This is a genomic window from Streptomyces sp. NPDC028368 (assembly GCF_055565615.1).
On the sequence record NZ_JBVHTY010000014.1, the window covers coordinates 130,860 to 150,787 of the forward strand.

18 protein-coding genes are annotated in these 19,928 nt (G+C 71.8%); 13 read left to right on the forward strand and 5 right to left on the reverse strand.

All coding sequences use genetic code 11. The annotated features are described in order from the left end of the window. The first annotated feature begins 1,372 nt into the window (after positions 1–1,372). From ACZ4S3_RS29025 to ACZ4S3_RS29040, 4 genes are all read left to right on the forward strand, one after another. Positions 1,373–1,921, forward strand: a complete 549-nt coding sequence (locus ACZ4S3_RS29025; RefSeq protein ID WP_467939259.1) for a hypothetical protein — start codon at positions 1,373–1,375, stop codon at positions 1,919–1,921. Positions 1,922–2,455: 534 nt separating this feature from the next. Then, positions 2,456–3,448, forward strand: coding sequence for a dihydroxyacetone kinase subunit DhaK (gene dhaK, locus ACZ4S3_RS29030; protein ID WP_467939261.1), 993 nt, complete (start codon positions 2,456–2,458; stop codon positions 3,446–3,448). A 63-nt stretch (positions 3,449–3,511) separates the two neighbouring features. Then, positions 3,512–4,120: a dihydroxyacetone kinase subunit DhaL gene (gene dhaL / locus ACZ4S3_RS29035; protein WP_467939263.1), complete on the forward strand. Its 609-nt coding sequence runs from the start codon at positions 3,512–3,514 to the stop codon at positions 4,118–4,120. Further along, a complete protein-coding gene (locus ACZ4S3_RS29040; protein WP_467939265.1) occupies positions 4,117–4,530 on the forward strand; it encodes a PTS-dependent dihydroxyacetone kinase phosphotransferase subunit DhaM in 414 nt (137 codons plus the stop codon). Before dhaL ends, ACZ4S3_RS29040 begins: the two co-directional genes overlap by 4 nt. Positions 4,531–4,545: 15 nt before the next feature. On the opposite strand, the gene ACZ4S3_RS29045 is transcribed toward ACZ4S3_RS29040, so the two are convergent. Continuing rightward, the gene (locus ACZ4S3_RS29045) at positions 4,546–5,367 is read right to left on the reverse strand and encodes an SAM-dependent methyltransferase (RefSeq protein ID WP_467939267.1); all 822 of its coding nucleotides are present in this window, start codon (positions 5,365–5,367) and stop codon (positions 4,546–4,548) included. A gap of 564 nt (positions 5,368–5,931) precedes the next feature. On the opposite strand from ACZ4S3_RS29045, the gene ACZ4S3_RS29050 reads away from it, so the two are divergent. Both ACZ4S3_RS29050 and ACZ4S3_RS29055 read left to right on the forward strand, forming a co-directional pair. Next, entirely contained in the window at positions 5,932–6,429 is a 498-nt protein-coding gene (locus ACZ4S3_RS29050; protein ID WP_467939269.1) for an RNA polymerase sigma factor, read from the forward strand. A 2-nt stretch (positions 6,430–6,431) separates the two neighbouring features. Continuing rightward, on the forward strand, positions 6,432–7,220 hold the full coding sequence (locus ACZ4S3_RS29055; protein ID WP_467939271.1) for a hypothetical protein: 789 nt from the start codon (positions 6,432–6,434) through the stop codon (positions 7,218–7,220). Between the two features lie 24 nt (positions 7,221–7,244). Here ACZ4S3_RS29055 and amaB read toward each other — a convergent pair whose 3' ends face one another. Genes amaB through ACZ4S3_RS29070 form a run of 3 tightly spaced genes read right to left on the reverse strand, consistent with a single transcriptional unit; the run spans position 7,245 to position 11,596 of the window. Then, entirely contained in the window at positions 7,245–8,810 is a 1,566-nt protein-coding gene (gene amaB, locus ACZ4S3_RS29060; protein WP_467939273.1) for an L-piperidine-6-carboxylate dehydrogenase, read from the reverse strand. Between the two features lie 46 nt (positions 8,811–8,856). Beyond that, complete coding sequence (hglS, locus tag ACZ4S3_RS29065; RefSeq protein WP_467939275.1) at positions 8,857–10,284, reverse strand: 2-oxoadipate dioxygenase/decarboxylase; 1,428 nt, start codon at positions 10,282–10,284, stop codon at positions 8,857–8,859. A 37-nt stretch (positions 10,285–10,321) separates the two neighbouring features. Further along, complete coding sequence (locus ACZ4S3_RS29070; protein ID WP_467939277.1) at positions 10,322–11,596, reverse strand: NAD(P)/FAD-dependent oxidoreductase; 1,275 nt, start codon at positions 11,594–11,596, stop codon at positions 10,322–10,324. A gap of 140 nt (positions 11,597–11,736) precedes the next feature. On the opposite strand from ACZ4S3_RS29070, the gene ACZ4S3_RS29075 reads away from it, so the two are divergent. Continuing rightward, entirely contained in the window at positions 11,737–12,654 is a 918-nt protein-coding gene (locus ACZ4S3_RS29075; protein ID WP_467939279.1) for a LysR family transcriptional regulator, read from the forward strand. A 157-nt stretch (positions 12,655–12,811) separates the two neighbouring features. Next, a complete protein-coding gene (locus tag ACZ4S3_RS29080; RefSeq protein WP_467939281.1) occupies positions 12,812–14,002 on the forward strand; it encodes a sialidase family protein in 1,191 nt (396 codons plus the stop codon). 36 nt (positions 14,003–14,038) lie between these two features. On the opposite strand, the gene ACZ4S3_RS29085 is transcribed toward ACZ4S3_RS29080, so the two are convergent. Beyond that, positions 14,039–14,467, reverse strand: coding sequence for an STAS domain-containing protein (locus ACZ4S3_RS29085; RefSeq protein WP_467939283.1), 429 nt, complete (start codon positions 14,465–14,467; stop codon positions 14,039–14,041). Positions 14,468–14,796: 329 nt separating this feature from the next. Here ACZ4S3_RS29085 and ACZ4S3_RS29090 point away from each other — a divergent pair, with 329 nt between their 5' ends. From ACZ4S3_RS29090 to ACZ4S3_RS29110, 5 genes are all read left to right on the forward strand, one after another. After that, positions 14,797–15,558: a DeoR/GlpR family DNA-binding transcription regulator gene (locus tag ACZ4S3_RS29090; RefSeq protein WP_467939285.1), complete on the forward strand. Its 762-nt coding sequence runs from the start codon at positions 14,797–14,799 to the stop codon at positions 15,556–15,558. Positions 15,559–15,726: 168 nt separating this feature from the next. After that, on the forward strand, positions 15,727–17,118 hold the full coding sequence (locus tag ACZ4S3_RS29095) for an ABC transporter substrate-binding protein (protein WP_467939287.1): 1,392 nt from the start codon (positions 15,727–15,729) through the stop codon (positions 17,116–17,118). Continuing rightward, a complete protein-coding gene (locus ACZ4S3_RS29100; protein ID WP_467939289.1) occupies positions 17,099–18,082 on the forward strand; it encodes a carbohydrate ABC transporter permease in 984 nt (327 codons plus the stop codon). The genes ACZ4S3_RS29095 and ACZ4S3_RS29100 overlap by 20 nt, the downstream gene beginning before the upstream one ends. Further along, positions 18,079–18,930, forward strand: a complete 852-nt coding sequence (locus ACZ4S3_RS29105) for a carbohydrate ABC transporter permease (protein ID WP_467939291.1) — start codon at positions 18,079–18,081, stop codon at positions 18,928–18,930. Before ACZ4S3_RS29100 ends, ACZ4S3_RS29105 begins: the two co-directional genes overlap by 4 nt. Continuing rightward, positions 18,927–19,919, forward strand: a complete 993-nt coding sequence (locus tag ACZ4S3_RS29110) for a zinc-dependent alcohol dehydrogenase family protein (protein WP_467939293.1) — start codon at positions 18,927–18,929, stop codon at positions 19,917–19,919. The genes ACZ4S3_RS29105 and ACZ4S3_RS29110 overlap by 4 nt, the downstream gene beginning before the upstream one ends. The last annotated feature ends 9 nt before the right edge of the window (positions 19,920–19,928 follow it).

A 19,928-nucleotide genomic window follows, 5' to 3' on the forward strand; every position in this document is an offset into this window, starting at 1 on the left:
AGCCGTGCGGACACCCGGCGCGCGGGGTCGCTTTCCATACCGCACACATGACTGAGAGCCTTTTGGGCCGGAGAACCGTTTTCGGGTAACCGCCCGCCCGGCTGCGCGGGTGCTTTGTCCTCGAGTCCCGCGGCACTCGGGGAAACGGACCTGCCAAGACGACGGGTCAGCGCTTCCGCTATCAGTTCGGGCACCGGCGGCGCCGGTTGCGTACCGCTCAGCCAATGGGCGACGGCCGTACGGTCATAATTCAGATCCAGGTCGATTTCCGCGGCCAGAGCATTCACCGACCGGGCGAGCGCGGCTTGCGTCCATCGGGCCTCCGCCAGCAGGGCCCGGAGCTTTTCGTTGCGACGGCGTGACGGCGGCACTTACCGCTCCCGGCGGGAATCTGTGACGTCCGGCTCCGGCTCACCGGGGGCCGCCCGCGGCGCTCCGCCGCATCGCGGACTGCCACGGGCAGGAGAGTCTGCCGACCGGCCGGCATCCGGCTGCCCGAGCCGTGCCATCGCGACGGTCCACTCGTTCCGCGCCAAGAGAGGTTCTTGAAGTGCCATGTGCCGCGCCTGATGCTGTTGTTGTGCGTGGTGAATCCCTGCGCGAACGAGACCGGTGGAATTCCCCCGCACACAATCCGGCCGGTGGCCGGAAAACCGCCCTCCGGCCACTGAGGCATGGCCATTGTCCACCCATTAACGGAACCATGAATCGTGTCCAGTGGGAACGCCCGTCAGGGGCGAGATGCGTGAACGTGTTGAAAGTCCGCGCCCTGACGCCGGGTCATCTCCGGAGAGAGAAGACAGACCTCGAGGCACAGGTGCCCGGCCGGGCGGCCGGCTCCCGCACCGTCGCGCTCCGGGTCAGACACAGGCTCTGAGCGGGCGGGCATCAGCATCGCCACGTCAAAAGGGTCTGTCACAGCTCTATAGGTGTGTTGGAGCGTCGGCGCCTAACCTCCAGCACGCCCACCACGCCGCAGGCTTCACCCGTAAGCACGAGGAGGGACTTCGCCGCGCACGCCCGTGGCCGGCTGGATTCGGGCAGGCCACGCAGAGCCCGGGATCGTGTGCTCACGGTAGGCACTCCGCGACGTTGCCGCCACGGAAGTCGGGCCGCGCCCGCCCGCCGCCCGGCCGGGCCTGCAGTTGCTGTCGCGGCAGGCAGGGATCACAGTAAGAAGGGAACATACATACGAGAACGGGGCGCATGGTGTCGTTCTCGGAGTCGCTCGTTGGGGCACGCCGTTTTCGGGCGAAGGCGCTATTCGTAGCGTCACCGATTCCGGGCTCCAACGGCCCTTGGTATTGCCCGGAGCGGGAACGGCAGCGGGCACAGCCGTCTCCGCACGGTGGAGAGTGCAGGCGGAGGTCCGATGTCGACGGGGACCCTTGTAGCGATCATCGTTGTGGCGGCTGTGGTGCTGCTGGCGTGTGCGCCGGGGGCATGGATGACGTGGCGCCGCCGCCATCTCAAAGCGCGGTTCGGGCCGGAGTACGAGCGGACGGTGGAGACCAAGGACAGCCGTATGGCGGCCGAGCGCGAGCTGCGCGAGCGCGAAGAGCGCCACGACATGCTGGAGATCACACCCCTGCCGGCGGAGGCCCGCGAACGGTACGCCGCGGGCTGGAGCCGGGCGCAGGAGCATTTCGTCGACCAGCCCGACGACGCGGTCCATGAAGCGGACCGGCTGGTGACCTCGCTCATGAGCGACCGCGGCTACCCGACGAAGGGGTACGAGCAGCAGGTCAAGGACCTGTCGGTCGAACACGGGCGCACCCTGGACCACTACCGCGCCGCCCACGCGGTCACCGACCGGAGCAGCCGTCATGAGGCGAGCACGGAGGAACTGCGGGGCGCGATGGTCCACTACCGCGCTCTGTTCGACGAGCTCCTGCACAACGGGCATCAGCCCCGGAAGTAGCAGGCACCTCCGCGCAGGATCCCGCCAACACCGTCATCCCCCAACGGCAGCGTGCCGCCGGGGAACCGCCCCCGTCAGCATGAATCACCCGCGACGCCGCCCTCGGATCGTGATCGTCGGAGTCGGCCCTGCCTGACGCGGCCGGGCGCCGCCCCGCGGGTGAACCCCGCGAACGGTGAACGGCCCGGGAATCGCGCCGCTGAACACCGTCCAGCCCGGCACATGTGGCTGTCATGTGCACGGCGTGAGATCCCGATAAACGGGAGACACATGAGCAGCACGGTCTTGCTTTGGGTAGCGAAGAAAGCGGGAGGGGATCCGCAGCAGCGGCGCCCCCGAAGGGGCCGCTGACATCGGGAGAGCGGCCCTTGCGACGAGAGGAACGCGGACGCCACACCGAAGCAACGACACTCCCCGCGTAGCGCCCCGCCGGCGCGGTCGCGGTCAGATACTTGACCCGCCGCACCCCGACGCGCCGGAGCCTCACCCCGTCGGGACCACGGACCCGCCCGCCCAGCTCACCAGGAGGTACCCATGAAGATGCTGATCAACGTCGCCGAGAACGTCGTGGCGGACGCGCTGCACGGGATGGCGGCGGCGCACCCCGAACTGGTGGTGGATGCGGAGAATCGGGTGATCGTGCGGCGGGACGCCCCGGTGGCGGGGAAGGTGGCGTTGCTGTCCGGGGGCGGGAGCGGGCATGAGCCGCTGCACGGGGGGTTTGTCGGACCCGGGATGCTGGATGCCGCGTGTCCCGGAGAGGTGTTCACCTCGCCGGTGCCCGATCAGATGGTGCGCGCCGCCGCGGCCGTGGACAGCGGGAACGGCGTCCTGTTCGTGGTGAAGAACTACACCGGCGACGTGCTCAATTTCCAGATGGCGGCGGAGCTGGCCGAGGACGAGGGGGTGCAGGTCGCCAGCGTGCTCGTCAATGACGATGTGGCGGTGACCGACTCGACCTTCACGGCCGGGCGGCGCGGGACCGGGGCGACGCTCTTCGTGGAGAAGATCGCGGGGGCGGCGGCCGAGGAGGGGGCGCCGCTGGAGCGGGTCGAGGCGCTGGCCCGGCAGGTGGTGGAGTCCTCGCGGAGTTTCGGCGTGGCACTGAGCGCCTGTACGACGCCGGCCAAGGGCAGCCCGACGTTCGACCTTCCGGCCGGGGAGCTGGAGTTGGGCGTCGGCATTCACGGCGAGCCGGGACGGGAGCGGCGCCCGATGATGACCTCGCGCGAGATCGCGGACTTCACGGTGGACGCGATTCTGGAAGACCTGCAACCGAGACTGCCGGTGCTGGTGTTGGTCAATGGGATGGGCGCGACGCCGTTGCTGGAGCTGTACGGATTCAACGCGGAGGTGCGGCGGGTGCTGGACGAGCGCAAGGTGCCGGTGGCTCGTACGCTCGTCGGCAACTACGTGACGTCGCTGGACATGGCGGGCTGCTCGGTATCGCTGTGTCAGGTGGACGGCGAGCTGCTGCGGCTGTGGGACGCCCCGGTCGAGACGGCGGGGCTGCGCTGGGGCCGGTGAGCCCCCGCCCGCAAGCACACCCGGTCCCCACGCATCAGCCAGTGCCTAACAGAGGAGTAGTTCGTGTCCGACACCGTCTTGGATGCCGCGTTCTTCGTCCGGTGGATGACGGCGGCGGCCGCCTCCGTGGAGCGGGAGGCCGACCGGCTGACCGAATTGGATTCGGCCATCGGGGATGCCGATCACGGGAGCAATATGCAGCGGGGGTTCGTTGCCGTGGCGAAGGTGCTCGAGACCGACAAGCCTGCCGCGCCCGGGGCCGTGCTGGTGACCGCGGGACGGCAGTTGATCTCGACCGTGGGGGGTGCGTCCGGGCCGCTGTACGGCTCGCTGCTGCGCCGTAGCGGCAAGGCGCTGGGGGACGCGCCGCAGGTGACGATGGCGGAGCTGCAGGCGGGACTGCAGGCGGGGGTGACCGCGGTGGCGCAGCTGGGCGGTGCGGCGCCCGGCGACAAGACGATGCTGGATGCGCTGGTGCCGGCGGTGGCGGCGCTGGGGACGTCGTTCGAGGCGGCGGCCGCCGCGGCGGCGGAGGGTGCGCTGGCGACCGTACCGATGCTGGCCAAGAAGGGGCGGGCGAGCTATCTGGGGGAACGCAGCATCGGGCATCAGGATCCGGGGGCGACCTCGTCGGCGCTGCTGTTCGCGGCCCTCGCGGAGGTGGCGAAGTGACCGAGGACGCCGCGCTGGTGGGGATTGTGCTGGTGTCGCACAGCGGGCCCGTCGCCGAGTCGGTCGCGGCGATGGCGGCCGGGCTGGCCGGGGGCGGGGCCACGGCGCCGGTCGCCGCGGCGGGTGGTACGCCGGACGGGGGGCTCGGTACGAGTGCGGAGCTGATCGGCGAGGCGGCGCGGGAGGTGGACCGGGGCGCGGGAGTGGCGGTCCTGGTCGACCTGGGCAGCGCCGTACTGACCGTCAAGGCCATGGTCGCCGAGGGGGACGAACTCCCCGAGGGGGCACGGCTGGTCGACGCCCCGTTCGTGGAGGGTGCGGTGGCCGCCGTGGTCACCGCCTCGGCCGGCGCGGATCTGGACGCGGTGGCGGCAGCCGCCAGGGAGGCGTACGGCTATCGCAAGGAGTAGGGGCCGGGGGCTTGCTCAGGGCTTGCGGGCGATGGCCGCGTAGCACGCCGCCTCGGCGTCGGTGACGTGGGTGGCGTCCTCGGGATGGTCGGGGCGCCACTGGTGGGAGAGGGTGACGCCCGGCTCGAGCAGCTCCCAGCCGTCGAAGAACCGCAGGAATTCGGCGCGGGAGCGGAACTGGAGAGTGGTGCCCGCGCCACGGTAGATATCGATGATCTTGTGCATCGCCTCGGGGTTGAAGTCCGGTGTCGCATGGGTCATCGCGAGGGTGCTGCCGCTGGGCAGGGCGGACTTGAGGGTCTCGACGATGGTGTGGGCGCGGTGCCGGCCGTCGTCGGTGACGAAGTGCATCAGGGCGTTCAGGCTGAGGGCGACCGGTTCGCGCAGATCGAGGGCGTCGAGGAGTTGCGGCGCGGTGAGGATGCCCTCGGGGTCGTTCACATCGGCCTGTACGTACGCCGTGCGTCCCTCGGGGGTGCTGAGGAGGAGGGCCGCGGCGTGCGCGAGGACGATGGGGTCGTTGTCCGTGTAGACCACGCGGGCATCGGGGGCGACGCCCTGGGCGATGTCGTGCAGGTTCGGCGGGGTGGGGATGCCGGTGCCGATGTCGAGGAACTGGCGCAGGCCCGACTCCGCGAGGAAGCGCGTGGCGCGGTGCATGAACTCGCGGTTGATGCGGGCGGCGACCAGCGCTGCGGGGAAGACGCCCAGTACGCTGCCGGCCGCCATCCGGTCGGCGAGGAAGTTGGTCTTGCCGCCGAGGAAGTAGTCGTAGATACGGGAGGAGTGGGCGCGGTCGAGCTGGAGATCCACCACGGACTCCTTGCGGTCGTTCATTGTGCGCTGCCTCCCCGGTACGGTCGCCGCGCCCCCACGGCGCGCCCCGAATTGCCGCCGCCGGTCCAGCTGTTGGAGCACTGCCCCGTACGGTCCGGATCATGCGGAAGGGCGGGCCGTGCGCCCCGGCGTACGCCCGGCGCGGCGGCGTGCCGGATGAACATGCCCGTGGCACGCGTAGTCATATGAATACGCAGCGGAAGATTTCTTGCGCCCCGGTGCCACAAACGGGCGCACTTTCCTGTTCATTAGAGGTGAGGGCAGACAGTCCTTCCGCAACCGCCGGCATCCTCGGTGCGGCGGCAGCGGTGCACGGCGAACGGAACGAGGACGGCTCGTGGGCGCAAACCGGGACCGACTTCTGCCGGCGTGCGCGGAGGCGCACGGGGATCACGCGGACTTAGCCGCGCTCCCCCGCCGTCTCCCGGCCGGTCCAGGCAGTCCCTCCGATCCAACCGGTCCGACCGCTGCGGCTGATCCGTCCGGTCGCTCCGGACCGTGGGACCACTCGGCTCGCCGGCTGTCCATAGCCCTGGAGGCGTTCCATGCCACGCACGCCCGCAAGTGGCTGACGTACGCCTATCTGCACACCGGCAGCGAGGCCGCGGCCCGCGAGGTGACCCGTTCCGGCGGCTGGGCCGGCTGTGGCCGCATGCGCTGCGGCAGGCGTCGGTGGAGGCGTTCGCGTGGTCGGTCCTCAAGGAGTGCGTGGTGGAGTGGCTCTACGACCACCACCAGCCCACCGCGCTCACCGAGACCGCCGCCTTCGCCGTGGTCACCCATGCCCTGTTGCGCGAGTGCCAGCAACGGTTCGCCCTGCTGGAGAGCCAGTTGGGGCTGTATGCGGCGATCTCGCGGCTGCCGGAGCGGCAGTGCGACGTGATCGTGCTGCGGCATGTCATCGGGTACAACGACGCGCAGATCGCCGCGCTGCTGGGCATCGACGAAGTCACCGTCCGCTCCTACGCGAGCCGCGGCAAACGCAAGCTCGCCGCCGCGCTCGGCATCGGCCAGGGCACCGCGGCAAGGACCCACCACAATGAATCAGCAGGGGGGAACTGACCATGTCGTCCACGGATCACGCCCGTCCCACCGATCACGCCGGTCGCCGGGACACCGTCGAAACGCTGCTGAGCGCCGCCGCGGCGGTGGCCGGAATCGACGGCCTCGCCGGCTTCTGCGGTCTCGATGACGCGGGTGCTCTCGACGGGCTTGGCTGCTTCGAGGCGTTCACGGAGGCGGAGTGCTGTACGGGGGCCGCGGCGGCGGGTTGCGGCGACGGCCCGCGGCCGGCCCGCGGCGACCGCGGCGCGCCCAGCGCCTACCCCAGCGCCCGCGACGAGGCCACCCATGAACTGGAGCTGGCCTGCGCGCTGGTGGTCAATGCGGCGGCCGCCGCGGCCAGCCTGGAGCGGCTGGTCGACGACCACCGCATCGATCCCGAGGGCGCGCTGGTCTTCGCCTGTCTGCTGCACATCACCGGGCGCTTCGACGCGGCGCATTTCTGGTGGCACTTCGGCGCGGGCGCGGGCAGCCGGACCGCCGCGTACTGCCTCTACCTCTCCCACCGGCGCCACGGGGAATACCGCGATGCCGACTACTGGCGCGGGCAGGCCGCGCATACGCCGGACGAGGAGCGCCCGCCGGCGGCCGCATTCGACGAGAAGCAGCTGCTGCCGGACTCGGCCCGGCACAATCTCCTCGTCCAGTGGCACAGCGGGCTCGCGCCGACCCTGCCGACCGCCCTGGAGAACGTGATCAACCGCCTCGTCGTGGACGGCGATGACGAGGATTTCGGTGAGATTCCGCGGCCGTCCCCCACCCTGGTCCGGGACCTCGGCGGGGCCGGTTGACCGCGGCCCTCAACCCGCCCTGGTTCACAGGAAGTTGACGCCTTGGGCGAGGGGGAGGTCCGCGGAGTGGTTCACCGTGTTGGTGGCCCGGCGCATATAGGCCCGCCAGGCGTCGGAGCCGGATTCGCGGCCGCCGCCGGTCTCCTTCTCGCCGCCGAACGCGCCGCCGATCTCCGCCCCCGACGTGCCGATGTTGACGTTGGCGATGCCGCAGTCGGAACCGTCGGCGGCGAGGAAGCGCTCGGCCTCCCGCTGGTCCCGGGTGAAGATGCTCGACGACAGGCCCTGGGGGACGCCGTTGTGCAGGGCGATGGCCTCGTCGAGGGTGCGGTAGGTCAGGACGTAGAGGATCGGGGCGAAGGTCTCGGTGCGGACGATCTCGGTCTGTTCCGGCATCCGGACGAGGGCGGGACGGACGTAGGCGGCGTCCGGGGCCTCGGCGGTGAAGCAGCGGTCTCCGCCGGTCAGCAGCTTGCCGCCGTCGCGTTGCGCGGTGGCCAGGGCCTCGGCCATCGCCGTATGGGCGGCCGTGGTGATGAGGGGGCCGACGAGCGTCGCGGGGTCGAAGGGGTCGCCGAGCGGCAGTTGGCCGTAGGCATGCACCATGCGCTCGGTGAGCGGGTCGGCGAGGTCTTCGTGGACGATCAGCCGGCGCAGCGTCGTACAGCGCTGGCCCGCGGTGCCGGCGGCGGAGAAGACGATGCCGCGGACGGTGAGGTCGAGGTCGGCGGAGGGGGTGACGACGGCGGCGTTGTTGCCGCCGAGTTCCAGGAGGCAGCGGCCGAAGCGGGCGGCGACCCGCGGGCCGACCTGCCGTCCCATCCGCACCGATCCGGTCGCGCTGACCAGCGCCACCCGCGGGTCGTCGACCAGCCGCTCACCGCATTCGCGGGCCCCCAGCAGCAGCCGGTGCACGCCGGGCGGCGCTCCGGCATCGGCGGCGGCCCTGGCGAGCAGGCCGTCGCAGGCGAGCGCGGTGAGCGGGGTCAGTTCGGACGGTTTCCATACGACGGTGTCGCCGCAGACCAGGGCGACGGCGGTGTTCCAGGACCAGACCGCGACGGGGAAGTTGAAGGCGGAGATGACGCCTACGACGCCGAGCGGGTGCCAGGTCTCGGCCAGGCGGTGGCCGGGGCGTTCGCTCGCGATGGTGCGTCCGTAGAGCTGGCGGGACAGGCCTACCGCGAAGTCGCAGATGTCGATCATTTCCTGCACTTCGCCGAGCGCCTCGGAGCGGATCTTCCCCGCTTCGAGGGTGACCAGGTCGGCGAGGTCGTCCTTGTGGGTGGTGAGGAGTTCGCCGAGTCGCTTGACCAGGGCACCGCGGCGGGGCGCCGGGACGGTCCGCCACTGCTGGAAGGTGCGGTGGGACTCGTCGATGGCGGCAGCGGTCCGTTCGGCGGTGGTGGCGGGAAGCCGGGCGAGGGTGGCGCCGGTCAAGGGGGTACGGGCGGGGATGACGGCCGAGGCCGCGCCGGGCCGCTCGGCTGCGTCGAGGTCCACGCCGCAGTGGCGCAGGGCCGTTGCCGCGCGGGCGCGCAGGGCGTCGGCGGAGGGGAAGCGGGGGGCGGTGGGCGGGGTGGCGGTCATGGCGGGCTCCTTGAGGAGTCGGGGGCCGGGGTCGGGTGGCGGAGCGTCAGAGGCCGGAGGCCGGGGCCTCCTCGCCCGCGTCCAGGGCGCGGAGGGCCGCGCCGGCCCGCAGGGTGAACAGCGCCTGGCGCAGTGAGTGGTCCTGCTGTGCCGCATAGCGGGTGAACGGGTCGAGCACCGGGCGGCCGAGGGCTTCGGAGAGGCGGTGGGCGTCGAAGGGGGTGCCGGCCAGGGCCGCGTCCCGGGTGCCTTCGCCGGTGAGGTTGGAGCGGAAGATGCCGGCGGCGGAGCGGGGCAGGAAGTCCTCGTAGACGAGGGGGCGGGCGGTGAGCCAGCCGCCGTCGAGGAGGCCCGCCAGGTCGGCGGGCGGGTGCTGTCCGTCGCGCGGCCGTCCGGTCACCGGGTGGTAGGTGAAGAACGCCTCGTGTCGCAGGGCGAGTTGGCGTTCGGTGGCGGGGAAGGTGCGCTGCCAGAGCGCGCGGGCGGTCTCCTGTCGGTCGGCGTCCGGCCGGAGGGTCATCCGGCGGTCGGTTTCAGCCATCAGCTCGTCGTAGCGGGCCCGGCCCGCGCGGGTCAGGGCGATGCCGCGGGCCTCGACCTCGCCGAACCGGACCCGCAGCGAACCGCCGGTGACGCTGCCGTCGGGCTCGCGGAACCGCCGCGGTTCGGCCAGGGCCCGGAAGGACGTCTGACGCAGGAGGACGTCCGGGCCGCCCCAGCGCGGTGGCCCCTGGATCCGGTCGATCATGGTGATGCCGCGCTCCTCCATGCGGCGGTAGAGGGCGTCGATGTCCAGGACGCGGGGCGTGAGGTGGTTGATATGGGTGGCGGCCACCCCGCCGATGTCGGCGGCGACGGCGGAGACCCGCTCGAGTTCGGCGTACCAGGCGCGGTCGACGGGCTCGGGGGAGAGTGCGAAGGCGGCTACGGCGAGGGTGAGGAAGCGCTCCGCGTCGGGCTCCGCGAGCCCGGCCAACTCCTCGGCCTGTTCGGCCAGTTGGAGGAGCTCCGGCGGGAAGAGGGTGCGGCGGGCGAGGAAGGCGTCGAGGCGGGATTCCAGGTCGGCGTCGAAGAAACGGCGGTCGGAGGTGGTCAGGAGCGAGGTGAAGACGCGGAACGGGTTGCGGTCGAGTTCTTCGGTGTCGGTGGGCCGGAAGGCGGTGGAGACGACCGGTACGGCGCCGGCCTCGCCGTCGCGCAGGTCGTAGAAGCCCACCGGGCTCATCCCGAGGGCGGCGAAGATCTGGGCGGCCTGGCGCAGTTCCTCCTCGGTGCCGACGCGGATGGCGCCGTGGCGTTCTGCGGTGACCCGGGAGATGCTGCCCAGCCGTTCCGCGTCCGGATCCCGGCCCGCGACCTCGTCGTTGACCTGCCCGGCGACCTCCAGGAGCGTGGTGTAGGCGGGCACTTCGGCGCCGTACATATCGGATAGCCGGCGGGCGAATGCGGCGCGTAGCCGCCAGGTGGGGACCATGCGGGGCTCCGGGACGTAGGACGTGGGACATGGGATCTCAGATGATGTGGGCCTCGGGGCGGACGGTGTGGTCGGCGCGGCCGTCGAAGCGGGCGGCGGTGAGCGGGGAGATGTCGAGGAACGGTTCGCGGCCGAGGTAGAGGTCGCGGATGATCTCGCCGACGGCCGGGGCCTGGAGGAAGCCGTGGCCGGAGAAGCCGGTGGCGTAGAGGAAGCGGCCGAGGTGAGCGGCCTCGCCGATCAGTGCGTTGCGGTCCGGGGTCATTTCGTACAGGCCGGCCCAGCCGCCGGTGACCGGCAGCCGGGCGAGTTCCGGTGCCCGGCGGGCCGCCGCGGTACGGAACGGGCGCAGCCACTCACGGGTGAACCGCCGCCCGAATCCCGGCTGTTGGTCCGGGTCGGACAGTCCCAGGAGGAGGCCGTCCGCGGAGTCGTTGTGGAAGTAGAGGGTGGAGTCGAAATCGATGGTGAAGGGGATGCGCGGCGGGGCGGGGCACAGCGGGCCGGTGAAGGCGATCTGGCGGCGCAGCGGAGTGACGGGGAGGTCGACACCGGCCAGCGCGCCGACGGCGCCGGACCAGGCCCCCGCGCAGCAGATCACGGCCGGCGTGCGCACGGTGCCGTACGGGGTTCGGACGGCCTGGAGGGTGCCGTCCGCGGTGTCGATCGCGGTGACCGGGCAGCGGGTGCGGAGGGTGACGCCGAGCCGGCGGGCGGCGCGGAGATAGCCGGTGACGGCGGCCTTGGGGAGGGCGTGGCCGTCGGTGGGTGAGTAGGCGGCCGCGACGATGCCGCGTGGGTCGAGGTACGGGCAGAGTTCGGCGGCCGCCTGCGGGGTGAGGATCCGGCTGGGCAGGCCGAGGGCGTTCTGGGTCTCCACTCCCCTTGTGAAGGCGGCCAGTTCGCGGTCGTCGCCGAGGAGGAAGAGGTAGCCGACGGATGCCAGCCCGATGTCGGCACCGGGGCGGCGGGCGAAGGCGCGCCAGGCGTCCAGGCTGCGCCGGCCGAGCTGGATGTTGAGCGGGTCGGAGAACTGGGCGCGGACGCCGCCGATGGGCTTGCCGGACGATCCGGAGGCGGGCCGGTCGCGCTCCAGCAGCAGCACGCGGCGGACGCCCGCCTCGGCCAGGTGGAAGGCGATGCTCGCACCGATGACGCCGCCGCCGATGATCACGACATCGGCCTGTTCGGGGAGGCCGGCCCGGTCGGCGACGTCCGCGGGTTCGGGACCGTCCGCGGGTCCGGGGCCGTCCGCAGGTCCGGGGCCGTCGGCCTGTTCGGGGAGGGGGACAGAAGCTGCAGCAGGAGCCATCGAGGCCGCCTTCCCGTCTGCTTCGAGCGGGGCCCGCGCGTCGTCGGGCGGGTCACTTTTGATGGTGACGGGCGGGACGTCCCACGTCCATGCACCGTTGCTGGACGCGATCTATCAGAAGCTCTGGGTAGGGTTTTGGCATGGAATTGCCGGGGGTCCAGCTCAGGGCGCTGCTGGAACTGACCCGTAGCGGCACGATGACCGCGGCGGCCGCCGCCCTGGGCTATACGCCGGGCGCGGTGTCCCAGCAGATCGCGGCGCTGGAGCGGGCCACCGGGACGGAGCTGGTCCGGCGGCTGGGGCGGCGGGTGGAGCTGACCGACGCCGGTCACCTCCTCGCCGCGCACGCCGAACGGATCCTGGCCGCGGAGGCCGAGGCCGTGGCGGCCCTGGAGCGCGGCCGCGGCGAGGTCTCGGCGCGGCTGCGGCTGGGCGTCTTCGGCACCGCGGCGGCCGTGCTGCTGCCGCCGGCCCTGGAACGGCTGCGGGCGCGGCATCCGGGGGTGTGCGTGGCGAGCCGCGAGGTGGACGTGGACCAGGCGTATACGGAGGTCTGCGCCGGTCGGGTGGATCTGGCGCTCGGGCTGGACCATCCGGATGCGCCGCTCGCGCTGGACGGTGCGGTGGAGTTGGTGCGGCTGCGGTCCGAGCGGTTCGGGCTGGCCGTGGCCGAGGGGCGGGCACCGGTGCGGCGGCCGCTGCGGCTGGCGGACGCCGCCGCCTTCGACTGGATCCTGCCCCCGCCGGGCTCGTACTACGGACGGGCGATGCGGGCGGCCTGCCGCCGGGCCGGGTTCGAGCCGCGGGTGGTGCATGAGGTGACCGATACCGCCACGTCGCTGGCGATGGTGGGGGCGGGGCTGGGGGTCGCGCCGCTGACCGAGCTGATGCTGCGGCTGCGGTCCGAGGGCATTGTGCCGGTGCCGCTGGAGGATGTGGTCGAGCGGCACATCGTGGTCGCGGTCGCGGCTGCCGCGCGGCGGCGGCCGTCGGTCGAGGCGCTGATCGCCGCGCTGCGCGAGGGCGCCGCCGCCGTGGCCCGGGAGACCGCGCCGTAGCTCGAGACAGCGGCGCCGCAGCCGGCGCGTGGACCGGACCGGCTCGGATTACCTTGACGTCGAGGCCCCTTGGACAGGGGACGTCGGACGTCCCATGTCCGGTACCTCCCGTTCGCCGCCTGGCCCCGTCGCGTCATGTCCCGCCCTGGAGGTACCGGTGAAGGCCGCACGTCCGGTCAAGTCCGCCCGCTCCTTCTCGCTGGCCGCCCTGCTCGCCGCCGCCGGTCTGCAGGCCGCCCCCACTGCGCCCGCCGCCGAACCGCCGCCCCGGCACGGGCCCACCCCGCTGTACGAGTCCACCGATCTGGCGGTCTCCGGCCAGGGGGCGCACACCTACCGCATCCCGGCCCTGGAGACGCTGTCCGACGGCACCCTCGTCGCCGCCTACGACCGGCGCAACGACAGCGCCGCCGACCTGCCCGGCAACGTCGACGTGGTGGTGCGGCGCAGCACCGACAACGGGCGGACCTGGAGCCCCCCGCAGCCGGTCGCCGACTACGACGGCGGGGCGGGCGCCGGCGACCCCAGCCTGCTCGCCGACCGGCGGACCGGCCGGCTCTTCCTCTTCCACGCCTACGGCCCCAAGGGCATCGGCTTCCGCAACGCGGGCGCGGGCAACGACCACGACAGCACCACGACCCTGCACACCGACTACCACTACTCCGACGACGGCGGCCGCAGCTGGCGGGCCCGGCGTCTGACCCATGACCTCAAGGACTCGTCCTGGCTCGGCATCTTCGCCTCGTCCGGCACCGGCATCCAGCTCTCCACCGGGCGGCTGCTGCAGCAGTACGCGTTCCGTAAGGCCGATGGCAGCATGTGGGCGGCGAGCGCGTACAGCGACGACGACGGGGCGACCTGGCGTCTGGGGACGCCGGTCGGGCCGCTGATGGACGAGAACAAGACCGTCGAACTGGCCGATGGCCGGATCATGCTCAACAGCCGCACCGGCAGCACCACGCGTCGGCTGGTCGCCTACTCCCGCGACGGCGGGCTGACCTACAGCTCCCCGGTCGCGGACGACACGCTGGTCGACCCGGTCAACAACGCCTCGATCCTGCGCTACGACCCCGCCGCGCGGCCGGACCAGGCCCGCGCGCACTGGCTGCTGTTCAGCAATACGGCCAGTGCCACCGCCCGGCAGAACCTCACCGTGCGGGTGTCCTGCGACGACGGCCGGAGCTGGCCGTTCTCCCGGGTCGTCACGCCCGGCCCGGCGGCGTATTCCACCCTGACCCGGCTCGAGGACGGCACGTTCGGACTGCTCTACGAGTCGGGCCCGTACCAGAAGATCACTTTCGCGCGGTTCGACGGCGCCTGGCTGGGGGCGGCCTGTCCGGCCGCCTGACCCTCGCCACGGCCGTCACCCCGATGCCGCGTCACCTCACACGAACGGGTCATCGGTCGGCAGCGGCGGCTCTTCCACCGCGGGCGGCCACGCCGGACGGCTGGCGTCGGGGACGGCCGCCAGCGCATGTCCGACGGTCGGGAAACAGGAGAAGACGCTCAGCGACTGGGTGCCGACCAGCAGCCGCAGCATCCGTACGCCCAGCGAGGCCAGGAACAGCCGTCCCTCCAGCCGCCGGCACAGCCACTCCAGGGCGAGCAGACAGCTCAGCCCCCGGGAGTCACAGAAACGCAGGGCGGTCAGATCGAGCACGAGGAAGCGGTGGCCGGCCGAGACGATCGACCGTGCCTCCGCGAGAAAGGCCTGCTCGGTACGGAGATCCAGTTCCCCGCTGACCCGCAGCACCGCGCACTCCTCCGCCTCGACGATCGCCGTGACCGCCAAGGACCGCATCTCCGCACTCATGCCGTCCAGACTAAGCGCCCTTTTCGACCGCATCACCGGCACGGCCCGCCCGAGTGGTCGGGCCGTGCGCGGTTCGCCTGCCGGACGGCGGGCAGCCGCACGGAGCGTTCCGCGGGCGCCCGCGGGCACCTCGACCAGGCATTCGGCCAGGCCGGGGGCGCTGCGGTGCGGGCAGAAACGGGCAGGTTTCCCCTCGTGACGGGCCGATGTCCCCCGCCCTACCGTTGCTATAAACCTCAGGCGGGCAGAAACGGGCAGGTCCGTGACCGAACGGATCACCATCCGGGCCCGTCATCGAACCGCACCGCCGCTACCGGCAGGAGACCGCCATGAGGGCCGAGGAACGTCAGCACCGCCTCCTCGTACTCGCCCGGCAGTCGGGCCGGGTCGAGGTCGCCGATGCCGCGACGGAGTTCGGGGTCGCGCGGGAGACCGTACGGCGCGATTTGAGCGAACTGGAGCGGCGTGGCCTGATCCGGCGCACCCACGGCGCGGCGTATCCCGTCGAGAGCGCCGGTTTCGAGACCACGCTGGCACGGCGGGAGACCCTGCAGGTGGCGGAGAAACGCCGGATCGCGGCGGCCGCGGCACAGCTGGTGGGCGAGGCGGAGACGGTGTTCGTGGACGAGGGGTACACGCCCGAGCTGGTCGCCACGCTGCTGCCCACCGACCGCCCGCTGACCGTGCTGACCGCCTCGCTGCGCACCGCGTCCCTGGTCTCCGCGTCCGACTCCACCACCGTCCTGCTGGCCGGCGGCCGGGTCCGCGCCGGGACGCAGGCGACGGTGGGTTCCTGGGCCCGGGACATGCTCGCCCGGTTCGTGATCGACCTGGCGTTCATGGGCGCGAACGGGATCTCCCGGGAGTACGGCCTGACCACCCCCGATCCGGCGGTCGCCGAGGTGAAGGCGCAGGCCGTCCGGTCGTCGCGGCGCCGGGTGCTGGTCGGGGTGCACAGCAAGTTCGGGGCCGGCAGCTTCTGCCGGTTCGCCGAGGTGCGCGACTTCGACACGATCGTCACCGACACCGGGCTCTCCGCGCCGGAGGCCCATCGCTATTCCCTCCTGGGGCCACAGGTGCTCCGGGTCTGACCCGGGCGGGGGCCGCCCGGACGACCGGCCCCATACGGACATCCCCCACAGCACACCGCCGAAGGCCCGCTTCCCCCTGGCCGCCGGACGGTCCGCCCAGCATGCCCGCAGCGCGGCTCCCCACGCCCGGTGCGGCACCCGCCACACGTCCCCGGAAAGGTACGAGCCGTGAGAGCAGGATCCCCCCAACAGCGCCGCGCAGGGCGCGCCGTATGGCTGACCTCGGTCGCCCTGGCCCTGTCGCTGTCCACCACCGGCTGCTATCGCGGCGCCGGTGACGCGGGCAACGGCGCCACGCACACCATCAACGTCCTGATGGTGAACAACCCGCAGATGGTGGATCTGCAGCGGCTCACCGCCGAGCACTTCACCAAGGAGACCGGCATCAAGGTCAATTTCACCGTGCTGCCGGAGGACGATCTGCGCGACAAGATGAGCCAGGACTTCTCCAGCCAGGCCGGGCAGTACGACGTGGCCAGCCTCAGCAATTACGAGACGCCGATCTACGCCCGCAACGGCTGGCTCTCGCCGCTGGGCGAACGCGCCGCCAAGGACCGGGAGTTCGACCAGGGCGACATCCTCGCGCCGGTCCGCTCCTCCCTCACCGCCGCCGACGGCAAGATCTACGCGGAGCCCTTCTACGGCGAATCGTCCTTCCTGATGTACCGCAAGGACCTCCTCAAGGCCGCCGGCCTGACCATGCCCGCCCATCCGACCTGGCACCAAGTCGCAGCGATGGCAGCCAAGTTGGACGGTTCCGGCAACGGGTCCCGGCACGGCACGAAGGGCATCTGCCTCCGCGGCCAGCCCGGCTGGGGTCAGCTGGCCGCCCCGCTGACCACCGTCGTCAACACCTTCGGCGGCACCTGGTTCACCAAGGACTGGCAGGCGAGGCTCGACAGCCCGGAATTCACCCGGGCCACGCAGTTCTACGTCGATCTGCTGCGCAAGCACGGCCAGGCGGGCGCCCCGCAAGCCGGGTACACCGAGTGCCTCAACGACATGCAGCAGGGCAAGGTCGCCATGTGGTACGACGCCACGGCCGGCGCCGGATCGCTGGAGAGCGCCGACTCCAAGGTCAAGGGCAGGATCGGCTATGTGCCCGCGCCGGTGGAGCGGACCCGCAGCGCGGGCTGGCTGTACACCTGGGCGTGGGGCGTACAGAAGGCCAGTACCCATCAGGACGCGGCCTGGCAGTTCATCCGCTGGGCCTCGGGCAAGGGGTACGAGCGGCTGGTGGGCCGCGAACTGGGCTGGTCGAAGGTGCCCGCGGGCAAGCGGGCGTCGATCTACCGGGACCCGGCGTACCTCAAGGAGTCGGGGGCCTTCGCCAGGGCGACCGAGCAGGCGATCGCCTCGGCCCGGCCCGACGCCCCCGGCGTACAGCCGCGCCCGGCACCGGGCATCCAGTTCGTGGACATCCCCGAGTTCTCCGATCTGGGCACCAAGGTCTCCAACGAGGTCAGCTCGGCGATCGCCGGCAAGCAGAGCGTGACCGAGGCACTCAGGAAGAGCCAGCGGCTCGCGCAGGAGGTGTCCGATGCGTACGCAGACCACTGACCCGGCCGGGCCGGCCGAAGCCGCCGCACCCGGAAGCGGCCCGGCGGCCCCCGCCCCCGTCCGCCGCGCCCGGCGCGCGACGGACTGGGCCCGCCGCGCCCCCCTCCTTCCCGCCCTTGTCTTCCTGATCATCGTCACTCAACTCCCGTTCCTTGCAACGGTGTTGATTTCCTTCACCCGCTGGAACGCGCTGGCCCCCGACAACCGCGGCTTCGCCGCGTTCGACAACTACCGGGCCGTCTTCACCGACCCGGCGATGCGGGCGTCGGTGGGCACGACGGTGCTGCTGACCGTGACCGTGGTGCTGGTCAGCCTGCTGCTGGGGCTGGGCCTCGCGCTGTTGCTGGACCGCAGCTTCCGCGGCCGCGGAATCGTCCGGACCCTGCTGATCACGCCGTTCCTCGTCGTGCCCGTCGCCTCCGCGCTGCTGTGGAAGCACGCGCTGTACAACGCCTCGTACGGGCTGATCAACGGCTCGCTGACCTGGATCTGGCGGCTGTTCGGCAGCGACGACCCCCCGCAGCCGGACTGGATGACCACCTCACCGCTGGCCGCCGTGGAGGTGTCGCTGATCTGGCAGTGGACGCCGTTCATGATGCTGATCCTGCTGGCCGGGCTGCAGAGCCGGGCGACCGACGCCATCGAGGCCGCCCGGATGGACGGCGCGTCGGCCTTCGACATCTTCCGCTATCTCACCCTCCCCCACCTGCGCCGCTACCTCGAACTGGCCGCGCTGCTGGGCACCGTCTACGTCGTCCAGAACTTCGACGCGGTGTTCACCATCACCTCCGGAGGGCTGGGCACCGCCAACCTCCCGTACACCATCTACCAGACCTTCTACCAGGCCCATGACTACGGACGGGCGTCCGCGCAGGGCGTCGTCGTCGTGCTGTGCTCGCTGCTGGTGGCGACCTTCGCGCTGCGCGCCGTCTCGTCCCTGCTGCGCGAGGAGAGCGTCCGATGAGCAGCGCACCCCTGATCCTGCGGCGCCGGCGGCGCACCAACGGCCTGCTGGCCCTGGTGGCCTGGCTGTGCGGGACCGCCTTCTTCCTGCCCGTCGCGTGGATGGTGCTGACGTCCTTCCACAGCGAGACGGACGCGGCGGCCAACCCGCCGAGCGTCGCCGCCCCGCTCAGCCTGCACGGCTACCGCGAGTTCTTCGGCGCGGACAGCGGTGTCTCCCCCTGGCCGCCCCTGATCAACTCCCTCACCGCATCCCTCGTCTCCACTCTCCTCGTCCTGCTGCTGGCCGTGCCGGCGGCGTACGCGCTGTCGATCAAGCCGGTGCGCAAGTGGAGCGATGTGATGTTCTTCTTCCTCTCCACGAAGATGCTGCCGCTGGTGGCCGGGCTGCTGCCGATCTATCTCGTCGCCCAGAACACGCATCTGCTCGACAGCATCTGGCTGCTGGTCATCCTCTACACCTCGATGAACCTGCCGATCGCGGTGTGGATGATGCGCTCCTTTCTCAACGAGGTCCCGGTGGAGATGCTGGAGGCGGCGTCCATCGACGGCGCGGGTCTGACCACCACCCTGACGCGGATCGTCGCGCCGGTCGCCATGCCCGGCATCGCCGCAACCGCCCTCATCTCCTTCATCTTCAGCTGGAACGAGCTGCTGTTCGCCCGGGTCCTGACCGGGATCGTGGCCGGTACCGCGCCGGTGTTCCTGACCGGGCTGGTCACCAGCCAGGGCCTGTTCCTGGCCAAGGTGTGCGCCGCCGCCACCGTCATCTCCCTCCCGGTCCTCATCGCCGGATTCGCCGCCCAGGACAAGCTCGTCCAGGGCCTCTCCCTAGGAGCAGTGAAATGAAAGCCGCAGTGATCAGCGCCCCCGGCAAGGTCGAGGTCACCACCGTCGAGGACCCCACGCCCGGCCCCCGCGACGTCGTGGTCTCCGTCGCCGCCTGCGGGCTGTGCGGCACCGATCTGCACATCCTCCAGGGCGAGTTCGCGCCCACTTTGCCCGTCGTTCCCGGGCATGAATTCGCCGGTACGGTCGTCGCCACCGGCAGCGCGGTCACCGAACTCGCCGAGGGCGACCGGGTCGCCGTCGACCCGTCCCTCTACTGCCACGAGTGCCACTACTGCCGCATCGGCCGCAACAACCTCTGTGAGCGCTGGGCGGCGATCGGGGTGACCACGGCCGGCGGCGCCGCCGAGTTCGCCGTCGCGCCCGTCGGCAACTGCGTCCGGCTGCCCGATCACGTCCGTACCGAGGACGCGGCCCTGATCGAACCGCTCTCCTGCGCCGTACGTGGCTACGACATCCTGCGCTCGCAGCAGCTGGGCACCCAGGTGCTGATCTACGGCTCCGGCACCATGGGCCTGATGATGCTCGAACTCGCCAAGCGGACCGGCGCGGCGGGCGTGGACGTCATCGACATCAACCCGGACCGGCTGGCCACCGCCCGCACCCTGGGCTGCAGCAACGCGGCCGGGTCCGCCGACGAGCTGGACCGCCCGCGCGGCTGGGACGTGGTCATCGACGCCACCGGCAACGAACGCGCGATCCAGGACGCGCTGGGCCGGGTCGGCAAGGGCGGCACCTTCCTCCAGTTCGGGGTCGCCGACTACGCCGCCCGCGCCACCATCGAGCCGTACCGCATCTACAACCAGGAGATCACCATCACCGGCTCGATGGCCGTACTGCACAGCTATGAACGCGCCGCCGAGCTGTTCGCGGCGGGCGCCCTGGACCCGGAGGTGTTCATCAGCGACCGGCTGCCGCTGGAGGGGTACGCGGCGGCGCTGGAGCGCTTCAAGGCGGGGCAGGGCAGGAAGATCCAGGTCCGGCCGTGAGCGGTCACG

Coding starts and splice junctions, on each gene's coding strand:
- dhaK (WP_467939261.1), top strand. CDS start 2,456: ATGAAGATGCTGATCAACGTCGCCGAGAACGTCGTGGCGGACGCGCTG.
- ACZ4S3_RS29105 (WP_467939291.1), top strand. CDS start 18,079: ATGAGCAGCGCACCCCTGATCCTGCGGCGCCGGCGGCGCACCAACGGC.
- ACZ4S3_RS29110 (WP_467939293.1), top strand. CDS start 18,927: ATGAAAGCCGCAGTGATCAGCGCCCCCGGCAAGGTCGAGGTCACCACC.
- ACZ4S3_RS29070 (WP_467939277.1), bottom strand. CDS start 11,596: ATGGCTCCTGCTGCAGCTTCTGTCCCCCTCCCCGAACAGGCCGACGGC.
- ACZ4S3_RS29075 (WP_467939279.1), top strand. CDS start 11,737: ATGGAATTGCCGGGGGTCCAGCTCAGGGCGCTGCTGGAACTGACCCGT.
- ACZ4S3_RS29090 (WP_467939285.1), top strand. CDS start 14,797: ATGAGGGCCGAGGAACGTCAGCACCGCCTCCTCGTACTCGCCCGGCAG.
- ACZ4S3_RS29100 (WP_467939289.1), top strand. CDS start 17,099: ATGCGTACGCAGACCACTGACCCGGCCGGGCCGGCCGAAGCCGCCGCA.
- ACZ4S3_RS29055 (WP_467939271.1), top strand. CDS start 6,432: ATGTCGTCCACGGATCACGCCCGTCCCACCGATCACGCCGGTCGCCGG.
- ACZ4S3_RS29045 (WP_467939267.1), bottom strand. CDS start 5,367: ATGAACGACCGCAAGGAGTCCGTGGTGGATCTCCAGCTCGACCGCGCC.
- ACZ4S3_RS29025 (WP_467939259.1), top strand. CDS start 1,373: ATGTCGACGGGGACCCTTGTAGCGATCATCGTTGTGGCGGCTGTGGTG.
- ACZ4S3_RS29085 (WP_467939283.1), bottom strand. CDS start 14,467: ATGAGTGCGGAGATGCGGTCCTTGGCGGTCACGGCGATCGTCGAGGCG.
- hglS (WP_467939275.1), bottom strand. CDS start 10,284: ATGGTCCCCACCTGGCGGCTACGCGCCGCATTCGCCCGCCGGCTATCC.
- amaB (WP_467939273.1), bottom strand. CDS start 8,810: ATGACCGCCACCCCGCCCACCGCCCCCCGCTTCCCCTCCGCCGACGCC.